At 59.6% G+C, this 15,262-nt stretch carries 11 protein-coding genes; 1 reads left to right on the forward strand and 10 read right to left on the reverse strand.

The window, feature by feature from the left end; translation table 11 throughout:
- Positions 1–58: 58 nt before the first annotated feature.
- From ftsH to Q4481_RS11160, 10 genes are all read right to left on the reverse strand, one after another.
- The gene (ftsH, locus tag Q4481_RS11115; protein WP_304376415.1) at positions 59–2,008 is read right to left on the reverse strand and encodes an ATP-dependent zinc metalloprotease FtsH; all 1,950 of its coding nucleotides are present in this window, start codon (positions 2,006–2,008) and stop codon (positions 59–61) included.
- 97 nt (positions 2,009–2,105) lie between these two features.
- Positions 2,106–3,374 carry a tRNA lysidine(34) synthetase TilS gene (tilS, locus tag Q4481_RS11120; RefSeq protein ID WP_304376416.1) on the reverse strand — a complete coding sequence of 423 codons (1,269 nt, stop codon included), beginning with the start codon at positions 3,372–3,374 and terminating at the stop codon, positions 2,106–2,108.
- Between the two features lie 76 nt (positions 3,375–3,450).
- On the reverse strand, positions 3,451–4,440 hold the full coding sequence (gene ybgF / locus Q4481_RS11125; protein ID WP_304376417.1) for a tol-pal system protein YbgF: 990 nt from the start codon (positions 4,438–4,440) through the stop codon (positions 3,451–3,453).
- A 162-nt stretch (positions 4,441–4,602) separates the two neighbouring features.
- Entirely contained in the window at positions 4,603–5,133 is a 531-nt protein-coding gene (pal, locus tag Q4481_RS11130; RefSeq protein WP_304376418.1) for a peptidoglycan-associated lipoprotein Pal, read from the reverse strand.
- Between the two features lie 137 nt (positions 5,134–5,270).
- Complete coding sequence (tolB, locus tag Q4481_RS11135; RefSeq protein ID WP_377353874.1) at positions 5,271–6,542, reverse strand: Tol-Pal system beta propeller repeat protein TolB; 1,272 nt, start codon at positions 6,540–6,542, stop codon at positions 5,271–5,273.
- A 95-nt stretch (positions 6,543–6,637) separates the two neighbouring features.
- A complete protein-coding gene (tolA, locus tag Q4481_RS11140; RefSeq protein WP_304376420.1) occupies positions 6,638–7,801 on the reverse strand; it encodes a cell envelope integrity protein TolA in 1,164 nt (387 codons plus the stop codon).
- 10 nt (positions 7,802–7,811) lie between these two features.
- The gene (gene tolR, locus Q4481_RS11145) at positions 7,812–8,282 is read right to left on the reverse strand and encodes a protein TolR (protein WP_304376421.1); all 471 of its coding nucleotides are present in this window, start codon (positions 8,280–8,282) and stop codon (positions 7,812–7,814) included.
- A 15-nt stretch (positions 8,283–8,297) separates the two neighbouring features.
- A complete protein-coding gene (tolQ, locus tag Q4481_RS11150; RefSeq protein ID WP_304376422.1) occupies positions 8,298–9,017 on the reverse strand; it encodes a protein TolQ in 720 nt (239 codons plus the stop codon).
- Positions 9,018–9,284: 267 nt separating this feature from the next.
- Positions 9,285–10,208, reverse strand: coding sequence for a response regulator (locus Q4481_RS11155; protein ID WP_304376423.1), 924 nt, complete (start codon positions 10,206–10,208; stop codon positions 9,285–9,287).
- Entirely contained in the window at positions 10,205–13,588 is a 3,384-nt protein-coding gene (locus tag Q4481_RS11160) for an ATP-binding protein (protein ID WP_304376424.1), read from the reverse strand. The genes Q4481_RS11155 and Q4481_RS11160 overlap by 4 nt, the downstream gene beginning before the upstream one ends.
- 293 nt (positions 13,589–13,881) lie before the next feature.
- On the opposite strand from Q4481_RS11160, the gene urtA reads away from it, so the two are divergent.
- Positions 13,882–15,171 carry an urea ABC transporter substrate-binding protein gene (gene urtA, locus Q4481_RS11165; protein WP_304376425.1) on the forward strand — a complete coding sequence of 430 codons (1,290 nt, stop codon included), beginning with the start codon at positions 13,882–13,884 and terminating at the stop codon, positions 15,169–15,171.
- Positions 15,172–15,262 lie beyond the last annotated feature (91 nt).

Consider the following 15,262-nt stretch of genomic DNA (forward strand, 5'->3'; position numbering starts at 1 on the left):
AAAGAAAACCCGCCGGAATCGTCCGACGGGTCATACAGAACTATTTAGATCGTAGATATCAGGGCTGCGGCTGCGGTTCGAGATCGCCTTCCGCTTCGCCACCCTTGCCGCGGCTGTCATCCTTTTTCGGGCCTGCCGAGGGAACAGCCGAGCCGCGATGCGGCGTCGAGCTATCGTCGAAGACATCGCGTGACGGCGGCTTGCCGTTCATCAGGTCCCGCAGTTCGTCACCGGTCAGGGTTTCGAACTCGAGCAGGGCCTCTGCAATTGCGGTGAACTGCTCGTTGTTCTCGGTGATGATCCGGCGGGCAGACTGTTCGCCTTCTTCGATCAGACGGCGCACTTCCTGGTCGATCAGCTTTGCCGTCTCATCCGAAATGTTGGTCGACTGGCTGACCGAATGGCCGAGGAACACTTCCTGCTCGTTCGAGCGATAGCGTACGCGGCCAAGCTTTTCGCTCATGCCCCATTCCATCACCATCGAGCGGGCGAGGTTAGTCGCCATCTGAATATCGCCGGATGCACCGGTCGTAACCTTTTCCGGACCGAAGGTCAGGATTTCCGCTTCGCGACCGCCAAACAGCATGGTCAGACGGGCGAGAGCCTTCTCGTAGGTCCAGTTGTAACGGTCGCTTTCCGGCAGCGTCATGACCATTCCGAGCGCACGACCGCGCGGGATGATCGTTGCCTTGTGGATCGGGTCGATATTACCGGCAAGCTTGAGTGCGATGATGGCATGACCAGCTTCGTGATAGGCGGTGTTGCGCTTCTCATCCTGGGTCATGGCGAGCGACTTGCGCTCGGCACCCATCATCACCTTGTCCTTGGCATCCTCGAACTCGGACATCGTCACGACACGCTTGTTGCGGCGCGCAGCCAGAAGGGCCGCTTCATTGACGAGATTCATCAGGTCGGCACCGGAGAAACCCGGCGTACCGCGAGCGAGCACCTTCAGATCGACATTCGGCGCCATCGGCACATTGCGTGCATGCACCTTGAGGATCTTTTCGCGACCGAGCACATCCGGATTGGGGACCGTGATCTGGCGGTCGAAACGGCCCGGACGCAGCAGAGCCGGATCGAGCACGTCGGGACGGTTGGTCGCGGCAATGATGATCACGCCTTCGTTCTGCTCGAAACCATCCATCTCGACGAGAAGCTGGTTAAGCGTCTGTTCGCGCTCGTCATTACCGCCGCCGAGACCGGCGCCGCGATGACGACCCACGGCATCGATTTCATCGATGAAGATGATGCAGGGGGCGTTTTTCTTGGCCTGTTCGAACATGTCGCGCACGCGGGAAGCACCGACACCGACGAACATTTCGACGAAATCCGAACCGGAAATGGTGAAGAAGGGCACATTGGCTTCGCCGGCCACCGCGCGTGCGGTCAGCGTCTTACCGGTACCCGGAGGGCCGACCAGCAGCACCCCGCGCGGAATGCGACCGCCGAGGCGCTGAAACTTCTGCGGATCGCGAAGGAATTCGACGACCTCTTCGAGATCCTGCTTGGCTTCGTCGATGCCGGCGACATCTTCAAACGTCACACGACCATGCGCTTCGGTCAGGAGCTTGGCCTTCGACTTGCCGAAACCCATGGCGCCACGCGAACCACCCTGCATCTGCCGCATCAGGAACAGCCAGACGCCGATGATCAGGATGACAGGAAGCAGATTGAGCAGATAGCCCAGCAGGCTGGAGGACGAATCGGTTTCCGGACGCACCGAAACCGTGACATTCTTGTCCTGCAGACGGTTGATCAGACTGGCATCGATCTCGGGCGTATAGGTCTGAAACACCTGGCGGGTATCGGCAAATGTACCGCGCACCTTGTTACCGGTGAATTCAACCTGAGCCACGCGACCGTCATCGACGGCCTTGACGAAATCGGAATAGGGAATTTCACCGGAACTGACGCGTTCGCCCTGTGACTGGAACATGCTGAAAAGCGCGACCAGCAGCACGGCTATAATAACCCATAGGGCGATGTTTCTGATATTCGGGTTCATTGACCTCACCGGATAGTTCGCCCACGGTTGACCGCTTGACGGGCTTTTTCAATCCCTAACATAGGCACCTAGCACCCGATTGCCAAGCCGCGCCCAATCAAAAACGCGCGAGAAGCGGAGTGGGCGGCGCGACAAATGGGCTCAAACCCGCCTTTTGTGCCAAAGTTGCCGCGAGCGGAAGAAGATCGATCGGCAGAAAACGATCATAGGGTGCCAGTATTGGCTCTATCGTGAGTTCCTCCGCAGATCCCGTTGCAAGGGCTGGGCGGGCTGCGTTTGCCGCCTTTTGCGCCCGGTTGCCAAGCCCCGAATCCAACAGGGGAGCAACAAGGGCGATGCCCTCGCCAGCATCGCGGATTATCGCCGAAACCTCCCCAACGTTCTTGATCCGAAAGCGCCCATCCCAGATTTTCTCTGTTCCAGGCTCGATCGTCACAGGATCGATACCGCGCGCTTCGCGAACCACCGAAAGACGGTGCCGGCGCCGCTCGATGAGACAACGGCCGAACGACACCCGGAACGGCATATTGTTTCGGAGCATGTGACCGAGCCTCATCTGCTGCTCCTGCCCCGGGCGGTGCGGTCGCCCGCCGATGACGGCAATCACCGACGTCAGGCCCAGCATCACGGCGGGATCATCGAACGCGAAGCCGGTTAGATCGATCTCGGCCGCAAGCGTCGAATGAAGCGTTACGTTCGCGTGAAGCCATGCGGCAGCCTGATGCGCCAATGCGCTTCGGGTGCATGGATGCACGATATCGAAGCCGGGCTTTCTGCCAAGCTGTTGGCGAATGCGGACCCGTTCGAAAAGCGGATTTTCGTTGGACGGATCCTCGATCCAGGGCAACGCCCGGCTCTCGAGATAGTCGCGCAATGCGGCGCGTTCGAGCCCGAGAAACGGGCGATGGAACCAGACGCGCCGATCCACGAGCACCGATTGCACCATTCCGAACGCATGATCGGGGTCACGTGCCCGGCGCATGGCAAGCGTCTCCCGGTTATCGTCGGCGGTATGCGCGAGCAGCACCAGATCGGCACCCCGATCAACCGCATGGCGGCTGAGAAGGCCATACCGTGCCTCTCGCGCCCGTTCCTGGATCGAGGCGGAGGGTTTTTCGCCCTCCCAGCGCAGAATGGAATGTGGAATGCCAAGCTGGTTGGCAAATTGCCCGACGGCAAACGCCTCTTCCGCCGATTCGGTACGCAACCCGTGATCGACTGTCGCGGCAATGACGTCGACATCCGAACGAAGCCCGGAGATGACAACCGCCTGAAGTGCGGCGAGCAGCGATGTGGAATCGCTCCCGCCAGAAAAGGCAACGAGGATTTTCGTATTGGGTGGCAGCGCGGCAACGAATGTCCGCATCACATCCTCGGGCCCGGGACCGCTCGACGCAATCAGATGCGGAGCAGGTTCAGCAGAGCGCGAGGGGATCGTCATCTCAGCAGGCCAGACGCTTCTGTTCGCTGGCAACCTTGTTGATGATGGCGCGCGATGCCTTGGGATAGGCCTTCGAGACTTCACGCAGGGTGGCGCAGGCGGTATCCTTGCTGTCGAGGGCTGCCAGAGACATGGCGAGTTTCAGCAGCATTTCGGGCGCCTTGTTGGATTTGCCATAGGTCTTGTAGGCATTCAGAAAGGTCTTGGCCGATTCGTTATACTTGCCCTGCGAGTATTGCGCTTCGCCAAGCCAAAAATTGGCATCCGCAGCCTTCTTGCTATCCGGATGGCTGCTGATGAAGCCGGCAAAGCCCTGCTCTGCCGAAGCATAGTCGCCGGCAAGGATCTGCTCATAGGCAACCTGATACTGAGATCCTTCCGAGGTCGTATCGAGAGAAGCGGTTTCCTTCGCCGTCGACGTATCCGGCGGCGGCAGATCGGTGGTGGCGATGGAATCCGGATTCGGTGTCTCGGCACCGACGACATTGCCGTTGCTGTCGAACTGGATCGAGCCGAGATCGCCGGGCGGCTTGCCGAGCGCCGGGTCGCTTGCCGTTTCGTTGGCGGCAGAATCCATCGGCTGCTCAAGGGCCGGATCAGGAACGGCTTCCGGCGAAATCTCGCCGGAAGCTGTGTCGGTGGTCTGGGTTTCCGCGCCCGGAACCGTCTCGAGCGAGCTTTTCTTCTTGCCGCCTTCGAGGTCCTGGAATCGGAATTCGTTGTCTTCCTGCGCCTTTCGCAACTGTTCCTGCATCTGCAGAAGCTGGAAAGTCATGTCCTCGACCTTACCGGTCAACTGCCGAACCTGCTCTTCCAGTTGCTGGACGCGCATTTCGGCATCGGCCGACTGGGCGAGGATTACCGGCGCTTCCTGGACGGCGGGTGCCTTGTGTTTGGATCCGAAAAGATCAAACGCCATGGCACTGGAACCGCTTGCCCAGACAAGAGTGGCGGCAAAGCCAAACATGCCGGCCATCACCATTTTTCTCATCTCGTGCATTCCCGTTCGATTGGAGACGTTGCCCCGAAGCGGCGCAACTGACGTCATCTTTCAATTTTGAGACAAAAAATCAACGGAGTCGGGCTAAAGTAAGGAAAAACGCAAAAAGACGGCCACCAGGGCCGTCTTTGAGAAAGAATAGGCGTTTGCTTATCAGCCGCCCGAAAGCGCCGTAACCGCACGACGGTTCTGCGACCAGCAGGAAATGTCGTCGCAAACGGCCACCGGCTTTTCCTTGCCGTAGGAAATGGTGCGCATGCGGTTGGCAGCAACGCCACGCGAAGCGAGGAAGTCGCGCGTCGCTTCGGCACGACGGGCACCAAGTGCAAGGTTATACTCGCGGGTACCACGCTCGTCGGCATGGCCTTCGACCGTGATCGCGTAGTTCGGATACTGGTTCAGCCACTGAGCCTGGCGGGTCAGGGTCTGGGCGGCATCAGCACGGATCGCCGACGAATCGGTGTCGAAGAAGATGCGGTCGCCGACATTGACCGTGAAATCCTGCTGGGAACCCGGCGTCGCGACGCTGTTGTTATTGTTCAACCCGAGATCATCGGCGCTGTTGAACTTGTTCTTCTTGTTGGCGCAGCTTGCAAGTGCGATGCCTGCAACCAGTGCGATAACGAACGGATTGCGTGCGAGCTTCGCCATATGGCCGGGCTGATAGGTTGCGATGTGGCTCATGGCCTGCTCCTAAGTCTTAACAATCAAGGTTGCCGGACTGTAACCGGTTGAGATTAATGCCGGTTCAACATTTATGGTTAACAAAGCGGAAATCCGCACCGATTTGCAACAAACCGGCAGGATTTCCACCCTATCGATCACTCCATCAGGGGCGACCAGGCCGGATCGGAAGCGAAGGCCGGGGTCTGAATCCGCTGCTCGTTGTAACCGGTCAGGTCGATGGAATAGAGCGCCGGGCCGCCGGAACCAGCCGGCTGGCGGAAGAACATCAGAACGCGTCCATTCGGAGCCCAGGTCGGACCTTCGTTATGGAAGCCGGTCGTCAGGATCCGCTCACCGGACCCATCCGGCTTCATGACGCCGATCGAGAACTTGCCGCCCGACTGCTTGGTGAAGGCGATCAGATCGCCGCGCGGCGACCATACCGGCGTCGAATAGGCGCCATCGCCAAAGGAGATACGGGTCTGTCCCGAACCGTCGGCATTCATCACATAGAGCTGCTGACGTCCACCACGGTCGCTTTCGAACACGATCTTCTGGCCATCCGGCGAATAGGACGGCGAAGTATCGATTGCGGCCGTCGAGGTAAGCCGGGTCGTCGTGCGCGAACGCAGGTCCATCGTATAGATGTTCGCGTTGCCCTTGACCGAGAGGCTCATGATCACGCGTTGGCCATCCGGCGAAAAGCGCGGCGAGAAGGTCATGCCGGGGAAATTGCCGACCACGTCGCGCTGCCCGGTTTCGAGCTGCAGGAGATAGACGCGGGGCTGGTTGCCCTCAAACGACATGTAGGTGATTTCCTGCTGGTTCGGCGAGAAACGCGGCGTCAGCACGATGTCGTTCGAGCGTGTGAGCGTGCGGACGTTGAACCCGTCCTGATCCATGATCGCAAGCTGGCGCTGACGGGCATTCTTCGGGCCGCTTTCGGAAACGAACACGATGCGCGTATCGAAATAGCCCTTTTCGCCGGTCAGCTTCTCATAGATCGCGTCGGCGATGATATGGGCAAGGCGGCGCCAGTTTTCCGGCCGGGTGTAGAACTGCTGGCCGATCAGCTGCTGGCCACCATAAGTATCCCAGACGCGGAACTCGGCACGAAGACGGCCATCGCCTTCCTTGCTGACGCGACCGACGACCAGAACCTGGGCGTTGATGGTCTTCCAGTCTTCGAAGCGGGGCGGCGCATCCGGGTTGGAGATCTGCTGGATGAAGGCTTTCTTGTCGATCGGCGCAAACAGCCCCGAACGCTTGAGATCGGCCGCAATCACCTGCGAAACCTGAGCCCCGACGCCATCGCCCGACAGAAGATCGGTGATGGCAATCGGCATGGGCTCAACATTGCCCTTGCGGATATCGATGCGCACCTCTGCGCTGGCAGCCGTTCCGAAGACCGCGACGAACGCGAACATCAAAAGCGCCTTGAGAATTGGGTGTCTTGTCATCCTCTGTCAGCCTTTCAGCCTACTTGTTCTCGTTGAAACGGCATGTGCCGCCATGGAAATTCTCACATCATGTCGCCGGGACTGAAGTTGACGACGACGACCTTCCAGGTCTCGTACTTGTCCTTCGGCAACTTGTCGAAGGGCGCCGACTTCATGACCGCGCGGATGGCGCCGCCCTCGAGCGCGCGCCGGGCGGTATCATCGCCGCCGGTGCCCTTGGCTTCGGGACGGCCGATGATTTCGCCATTTTCATCCAGTTCGAACCGCACCGTGATCACGATGTCGCTCGACGTGACCTGACCGGGCATGATCGACCAGTTATTCTCGATGATGCCACGCAGCGCATTCAACTCATCCTGAGAGAGCTTCTCGCCGCCGGTGGGCGTATCTCCGCCAAAGGCCTTGGTCTTCTTGTTGCGCTTGGCGCCGCCCGCTTCGCTATCGACCTTGTTGAGAAGGTCAGAAATCTGGTCGGTATTGAAGTCCGATTCTTTGGACGTAGTGGACTTGGCCGATTTCTTGTTCTTCTCGGTCTTCTTGCGGTCCTGCGTCTTGGCGGTCTTGGCCTCGGCGACCTCGACCTCCTTCTTGTCCTCTTTCTTCTTCTCTTCGGACTTCTTGGCGGTTTCCTTCTTTTCTTCCTTCTTCTCCTCGGTCTTTTTCACCTCGGCGATTTCAGGTCGCGTTGCAGGAACCGGCACATTGTCCGGAACAGGCTCTTCCTTGGCAACTTCGGCAGGCTTGTCTTCGGTCGGCTTGGCATCGGGGCGCGGCTCGGGCTTCACCTCAGCCTGCGGTTCGGCCTTGGCAGCAAGCTGTGTCGCGGGCTCGACCTGCTCTTCCTTGATGATCTCTTCGATCTCGACCGGCTTTTCCGCCTTTTCCGGCGTCACCTGGTCCGATTTCTCGGGAGCGCCCGCCTTCTGCACATTGTCAGGCTTTTCCGTCGGGGTCGGAACGGATTCGAGATCGAAATCGTTCTCGCCGACATTCTGGGCATTGTCCTTGACATCTTCGCGCTTGGTCTGCTCCTTGGCAGACTCTTCCTTCTTGGGAGCAGTCTTGTCACCCTGCTGGATCTGGGTCGTGTCTTCGATCGGCACAAGCTCGACGGGCAGCGCCTCCGACATGGTCAGCTCGAAGGGTTCCGGCGAGCCAAACGACAGCAGGAGGTAGGCCAGCAGCATGCTGTGCAAAGCGATCGATGTGACAATGCTGCCCTTCATCACCTTACCGTCAGTTCCCCGTTTCCGGCTGTGTCACCAGACCGATATTCTTGAAGCCGGCGGCCTGAATGCGGCCCATGACCGACATGATCGAACCATAATCGGTGCCCGCATCGCCGCGCACGAAAATGCGCTCCTCGGCACCCGCCTTCGCGATGGCCTGAAGCTTCGGCACCACTTCGTCGATAGCGACGGCCACTTCGGATTCGTCGCCGAAGAAGATCTTGCCGTCCTTGTCGACCGAAATGGTGATCGGCTTCGTATCCGAATTCATTTCCTTGGCCTGGGTTTCCGGAAGATCGATCGGCACGCCGGTCGTCATCAGTGGCGCCGCGACCATGAAGATGATCAGAAGCACGAGCATGACGTCGACGAGCGGCGTCACGTTGATTTCGCTGACCGGAGCCTTCTTGCCGCCGCCGCGGCGGCGTCCGCCACGACCGCCGGACGATCCGGCTTGAGGAGCTGCACCCATACCCATCCGACAGGTCCCCGCTTACTGCGCCGCGGCGCGCGGCTGCAGCCGCTCGTCGATCTGGCGCGAGAGAATGGCGGAAAATTCGTCGGCAAAGCCTTCCATGCGGGCAACGAGCTTGCCAGCGTCACCGGAGAACTTGTTGTAGGCGATAACCGCGGGAATTGCCGCTACCAGACCGATCGCCGTTGCCAGAAGCGCTTCGGCAATACCCGGCGCGACGACTGCGAGGTTGGTGGATTTGGAGGCCGCAATGCCCTGGAACGAGGTCATGATACCGACGACGGTACCGAAAAGACCGATGAACGGACCAGCCGAACCGATCGTCGCGAGCGAGGAAAGCCGCGCTTCGAGCACTTCGGTTTCGCGTGCGAGCGTGACATCCATGGCGCGATCGATACGCATCTGCAGTCCGATCGGCGAACGCGCACCGCGCTCGAAACTCTTCTTCCATTCCCGCATGGCCGAAACGAAGATGGCGGCGGTTCCGGCAACCTGGCGTTCCGACAAAGTGCGATAGAGTTCTTCAAGCGACTGGCCGGACCAGAAGACCTGCTCGAAACTGTCGAGCTGGCGACGGAAACGCCCGTAATTGACAAATTTGTCGACCACCATGGCCCATGTCCAGACCGATGCGCCGAGCAATCCCAGCATGACCAGCTTGACGATGAAGCTGGCTTGCATGAACAGAGCCCAGAGGCTCACATCCGTATGCGCTGCTGCCAGATTTGCAGTTTCCATAATTTCCAGTCCCCGAATCCAAATAGCCGGCCATGAGAAAGTTCCCAGCCCGGGCGGCGTTGATCGTAATGTTCGTCGCTAGTCAGCTGGATCTGCAGCCTTTGGCATAAACCGGCCCATGTCTGCACATGCTAGCCTTCTTGCTGCCAAATTTGGTAAAAGGAAGGCGTGCGCTGCACAAAACTTGAGTGAAGTCACTAAGACTCCATTATGGTTAAAAGAGTGTTAGCACAACGGTATGTTCGGCGGTTTTCCGATTGACGGTCATCAAGTCTGCATCAGCACATTCGCAGCCTTCACCGCAGCCGATGCCCGGTTCTCGACGCCGAGTTTAACATAGATCTGCTCGAGATGCTTGTTGACCGTGCGCGCCGACAGGCCGAGAATATCGCCGATATCCCGGTTGGATTTGCCCTTGGCGATCCAGACCAGAACCTCGGATTCCCGCCCGGTCAGCGCAAAGGTCTGCCGGAGCTTTTCGCCATCATTCTGTTGCGTCTGTCCTGTAAGACGGAAGAGATGCTCGTCCTGACCGATGGATCCCAGAAACGAGAGGACCAGAACCGCCCCGCCCGTTGCCTCGATCGATATGCCCTGGTCCTGCGGCTGGCTGCCATTCTCGCGCTGCAAGAGCCAGGCGCGGATCCGGCCAGACACGGTTTCAAGCCCGTCGTCCGAACCCATGGCAGCGTTGATCAGGCGGACGGCCTGCGGCGTCGACCACAGCGTCTGGCCGTTGCGTCGAGTGGCGAGCAGATGGCGACCCGCCGCATCGAGCGCCACACGCGCACTTTGCGCCGAACGAGCATTGGCAAGATGGACGCGGATACGGGCCCGCAACTCTTCGATATTGATCGGCTTGGTCAGGTAATCGACGCCACCCGCACCCAATGCCCGCACGACATGTTCGGTTTCCGTAAGACCCGTCATGAAGATTACCGGAATCTGCGCCACCGACGGCAGCGCCTTGAGCCGCGCGCAGGTTTCGAACCCATCCATGGCCGGCATGACGGCATCGAGCAGGATCAGATCCGGCGTGATTCGTTCGACGATCGAAAGCGCGGAGGATCCCGACGTCGCGATCAGCACCGAATAGCCCGATTGCTCGAGCGCGTCGGTGAGAAAACTCAACGAGTCCGGGCTGTCATCGACCAGAAGAACGATATCGCGGGGTTGCTGGGCAGGGTTCATGACACCGCCTCCTCGCGGGCAATCTTGCGCAGGTCTGCCAGAAAGGCATCGATGTTGAAAGCCCGCACATGGGCCGACATGACTTCGGCAAAATGCCGGTTATCCGGCTCCTTGGCGAGTTCCGCCAGTTTTGCCTCGATGCCGCGGACATAGCCGATCTCGCCGAGCCGGATCAACTCCTCGACATGGTGGATGCCGGGCGTCCGCATCTCGCCCCCCTGCTCGTCCATCGTTTCCATCGGGGCGATTGCATAGACCCATTCGAAACCGAGCCAGGCGGCCAGACGATCATGCAACTGGCGAAAATCCACCGGCTTGGCAAGGGCATCGTTATGACCATCCGAACCGCTCGGCGCCATACCGCTGTCACCGACATTGGCCGACAGCATGATGATGGGTGCAGTTTGACCGAGATCGCGCAGACGGCTCACCAGTTGCCAGCCGTTCATGCCGGGCATCGAGATGTCGACGAGGAATATGTCGGGTCGACCGCCTTCGAGCAGCGTCAGGCATTCAGGACCGGACGAGGCCGTCAACACCACGAAATCGAGCGGCACCAAAGCTTCGCGCATCAATTCGCGATGCTCCTCATTGTCATCGACCACCATGACCGTGCGACGCGGCCCGGAATAGGTGAGGATCTTGCGGTCCGGCGCCGGTGTCGCCGGTCGATCGAGCCCATAGAGCATGAGCTTGACCCGGAAGGTGGTGCCCCTGCCCTCTTCGCTGTCGACCCGGATTTCGCCGCCGAGCGTCTGGGTGAGGAGACGCGTGATGGTGAGACCAAGACCGAGGCCCGGCGCCAGTTGCGACTGGCTGCCCGATCCGCGCTGGAACGGTTCAAAGATCACCTCGAGATCCTCGCGCGATATGCCGGACCCGGTATCGCTGATCGAAAAAGTCGCGACCTGGTTACGATACTGGATCGCCAGCTCCACCCGGCCCCGCTCGGTATATTTGACCGCGTTAGTCAAGAGATTGATGAGGATCTGGCGCAGGCGCTTCTCATCGGCCCGCACATATTGCGGCAAAGCCGGATCGCGGCGCACCGAGAATTCGAGCCCCTTCGCTTCGGCCTGCGGCCGGATCATCCCGCTGATCTGCTCGAAGAAATCATGCGTGTTGATTTCGTTGGAATAGACCTGGAGCCGACCGGATTCGATCCGCGAGATATCGAGAAGACCATCGATGAGGCCGGAGAGATAATCGGCGCTGCGCTTGATCACCTTGATCGCGGAACGTTTGGTTTCCGGCACCTGTTCATCGCGTTCGAGAAGCTGGGCATAGCCAAGGACGGCATTCAGCGGCGTGCGCAGCTCATGGGTCAGTCCCACGACGTAACGGCTCTTGGCACGGTTGGCGGATTCCGCCACTTCCTTGGCCTGCTGCAGTGCTGCATCCGTCTTCTTGTGGGCGGCGATTTCCTTGAGCAGCAGCGTATTCTGGCGCGAGCTTTCCTCTTCGGCCACCACGCGGCTGTCATGGGCCAGCACGAAGAACCAGGCCGCGATGCCCGAGAGAATCGAAAAGACCAGAAAGACAACCCAGGTCGTGCGGTTGACGACATCGGCAGTCTCCGGCGACAGGTTTCCGGCCCGGATGGCGACCATCCAGAGGATGAGACCGATGGCGGCAATGACCGTGAAGGTAATCAGAGAATAACGACCCAGACGGGTCGAAAGCTGCGCCAGAACCGGTTCCGGCAGAACCGCGCTTGCGACTTCGGCAACCTGGTAATTGAGCCGCGCCTTCGGCTTGCAGAGATCGTGACAGCGACTGTCGAGCGAGCAGCAGAGCGAACAGATCGGCGCCGAATAGGCCGGGCACCAGGCCATGTCCTCCGGCTCGAAAGGATGTTCGCAGATCGAGCAGGTGATGGTGCTGAGGCTCTTCCACTGCCGGCGCGGCTTGCGGGCGAGGTAATACTTCCCATCCGTCGCCCAGGCGATCAGGGGCACGGTGATGAAGGCGACGATCGGCGCGATATAGATGGCAAGCGAGGCCGCATAGTCGCCGAACAGGCCGAAATGCGCCGAGAGCGCGATGGCCGCCGTGATCAGCATGCCGCCGAAGCCAACCGGATTGATATCATAGAGATGGGCGCGCTTGAACTCGATGCCCGGCGGCGACAGGCCAAGCGGCTTGTTGATGAAGAGATCGGCCGAAATCGTGCAGAGCCAGGCAGCGGCGATAATGGAGAAGACGCTCAGTGTTTCCTCAAGCAGCTTGTAGATGCCGAGTTCCATCAGAAGCAGCGCGATCGCCACATTGAAGAACAGCCAGATGACGCGGCCCGGATGCGAATGGGTGAGGCGCGAGAAGAAATTCGACCAGGCGAGCGACCCGGCATAGGCATTCATGACATTGATTTTCAGCTGCGACACCACCACGAAGGCTGCCGTCAGCACCAGCGCCACCGTATGGTTCGGCACCATATAGCCGAAGGCGGTCACATACATATGGGCCGGATCGGCGGCCTGATCGGCCGGAATGCCGGAACTGAGCGCGAGCACCACCAGAAAGGAGCCAGCGAGCAGTTTCGGCGCCCCCACCACCACCCAGCCCGGACCGGCCAGGAAACGCAGGAAGCGCTGCATCAGCGATGGCGGGCGATGATCCGCCGGCAGAAAGCGCAGGAAGTCGACCTGCTCGCCGATCTGCGACATCAGCGCCAGGATGACGGCGGATGCGGCGCCGAATTTTGCCAGATCAAAGGGCGCAATCGTGCCGATCTCGCCGGATTCCGCACCCTTGCCGGCAAAGCCGAGCCAGAGATCGAACTTCTGCCAGTCCGAAAAGGCAATGAAGATGAAGGGCAGGATGTTGAGGATGATCCAGACCGGCTGCGTGATGAGCTGGAACTTCGAAATCATCCGCACGCCGTAGGTAACGAGCGGGATGACGGCCACCGCGCTGATGATATAGCCGAGCCAGAGTGGAACGCCGAACACCAGTTCGAGCGCACCCGTCATGATCGATGCTTCGATGGCAAAGAGGATGAAGGTGAAGCTCGCATAGATCAGCGATGTGAGCGTCGAGCCGATATAACCAAAGCCGGCTCCGCGCGTCAAAAGGTCGATATCGACGCCATGGCGGATCGCATAGCGGCTGATCGGGATGCCGATGACAAGCAAGACGATCGAGGCAACGATGATGGCGAAAATGGCATTGGTGGTGCCGTAGGAGAGCGTGATCGTGCCGCCCACAGCTTCGAGCGCCAGAAAGGAAATCGCACCGATCGCCGTCTGCGAAATGCGGGCAGGCGAATACTGCCGGGCACTTTTGGCCGTAAAACGCAGCGCGTAATCTTCCAGCGTCTGGTCGGCGACCCAGCGATTGTAGTCGCGGCGGACGGGGATGATGCGCTGGCGTGCGGTCATACGACTTCAACGGTCTCCGGATTGCTCAATTTGGAAGCAACAATCGATATTGAATAATTTTCAGCCAGAAGCAACGGATTTCCCGAACGTTCGGCTCCTTTGGAACCACGACCGGCGAACGTTTTTCAAGAGCCCGTCGCAGGAAGCAGCGACACCTTATTCCCCCTTTCCCCCCTTGGCATACGTCAAATGACGTATGTCGCAATGCAGCATGGCGGCGGATAGTCCCCTCAGACAACGGAAATTAAGGCTTTCTTAAACCGTTGCGCCACGAACAAGAGAGGGGAATTCCAATGAAACTGACGAAATTGGTCTCGAGCGCGCTTCTGGCCGGCATGATGTCCGCCACCGCGTTCCACGGTGCATTCGCAGCCGACGACACCATCAAGATCGGCGTCCTGCATTCGCTGTCCGGTACGATGGCGATCTCCGAAACCACCCTCAAGGACGCCATGCTGATGCTCGTCGAAGAGCAGAACAAGAAGGGCGGCGTCCTCGGCAAGAAACTCGAAGCCGTCGTCGTCGACCCGGCTTCCGATTGGCCGCTGTTCGCCGAAAAGGCGCGCGACCTGATCGAAAAGGACAAGGTTGCCGCCGTGTTCGGTTGCTGGACCTCGTCCTCGCGCAAGTCGGTCCTGCCGGTGTTCGAAGAGCTGAACTCCATTCTCTTCTATCCGGTCCAGTACGAAGGCGAAGAATCCTCCCGCAACATCTTCTATACCGGTGCGGCTCCGAACCAGCAGGCCATTCCGGCCGTCGATTACCTTGCCAACACCGAAGGTGTCGAGCGCTGGGTTCTTGCGGGCACCGACTATGTCTATCCGCAGACGACCAACAAGATCCTGAAGGCCTACCTGATGTCCAAGGGCGTCAAGGAAGAGGACATCATGATCAACTACACGCCGTTCGGTCATTCCGACTGGCAGACGATCGTCTCCGACATCAAGAAGTTCGGCTCGGCCGGCAAGAAGACCGCTGTGGTCTCCACCATCAACGGTGACGCCAACGTACCGTTCTACAAGGAACTCGCCAACCAGGGCATCAAGGCCGAAGACATTCCGGTCGTCGCCTTCTCGGTCGGCGAAGAAGAGCTCGCCGGCCTCGACACCGGCCCGCTTGTCGGCCACCTGGCTGCCTGGAACTACTTCCAGTCCGTCGATGCTCCGGTCAATGCCGAGTTCATCAAGACCTGGCATGCCTACACCAAGAACGACAAGCGCGTGACCAACGACCCGATGGAAGCTGCCTATATTGGCTTCAACGCCTGGGTGAAGGCTGTCGAAGCTGCTGGTACGACCGACACGGATGCCGTTCTCGACTCGATCATCGGCGTCTCCGTGCCGAACCTCTCGGGCGGCACCTCCACCGTCATGCCGAACCACCACATTACCAAGCCGGTTCTCATCGGCGAAATCCAGGCTGATGGCCAGTTCGATATCGTCCAGCAGACCCCGTCGGTCGTCGGCGATGAATGGTCCGATTACCTGCCGGACTCCAAGGATCTGATCTCCGATTGGCGCAAGCCGATGTCGTGCGGCAACTTCAACGTCGTGACCGGCAAGTGCGGCGGCAAGGGCTCCTGATCATCTCAAACCCCATGAGATGACGATCCTGGGAGCGGGCGGTGATGAACTGCCCGCTCTCGTTTCCAAGACCTGACTGACTGGACCCGAT

It is taken from the genome of Fluviirhizobium alvei (assembly GCF_030551875.1).
In the GTDB taxonomy this organism is placed as follows: Bacteria; Pseudomonadota; Alphaproteobacteria; order Rhizobiales; family Rhizobiaceae; genus Rhizobium_E; species Rhizobium_E alvei.

Coding starts and splice junctions, on each gene's coding strand:
- ftsH (WP_304376415.1), bottom strand. CDS start 2,008: ATGAACCCGAATATCAGAAACATCGCCCTATGGGTTATTATAGCCGTG.
- tilS (WP_304376416.1), bottom strand. CDS start 3,374: ATGCGGACATTCGTTGCCGCGCTGCCACCCAATACGAAAATCCTCGTT.
- ybgF (WP_304376417.1), bottom strand. CDS start 4,440: ATGAGAAAAATGGTGATGGCCGGCATGTTTGGCTTTGCCGCCACTCTT.
- pal (WP_304376418.1), bottom strand. CDS start 5,133: ATGAGCCACATCGCAACCTATCAGCCCGGCCATATGGCGAAGCTCGCA.
- tolB (WP_377353874.1), bottom strand. CDS start 6,542: ATGTTCGCGTTCGTCGCGGTCTTCGGAACGGCTGCCAGCGCAGAGGTG.
- tolA (WP_304376420.1), bottom strand. CDS start 7,801: ATGAAGGGCAGCATTGTCACATCGATCGCTTTGCACAGCATGCTGCTG.
- tolR (WP_304376421.1), bottom strand. CDS start 8,282: ATGGGTATGGGTGCAGCTCCTCAAGCCGGATCGTCCGGCGGTCGTGGC.
- tolQ (WP_304376422.1), bottom strand. CDS start 9,017: ATGGAAACTGCAAATCTGGCAGCAGCGCATACGGATGTGAGCCTCTGG.
- Q4481_RS11155 (WP_304376423.1), bottom strand. CDS start 10,208: ATGAACCCTGCCCAGCAACCCCGCGATATCGTTCTTCTGGTCGATGAC.
- Q4481_RS11160 (WP_304376424.1), bottom strand. CDS start 13,588: ATGACCGCACGCCAGCGCATCATCCCCGTCCGCCGCGACTACAATCGC.
- urtA (WP_304376425.1), top strand. CDS start 13,882: ATGAAACTGACGAAATTGGTCTCGAGCGCGCTTCTGGCCGGCATGATG.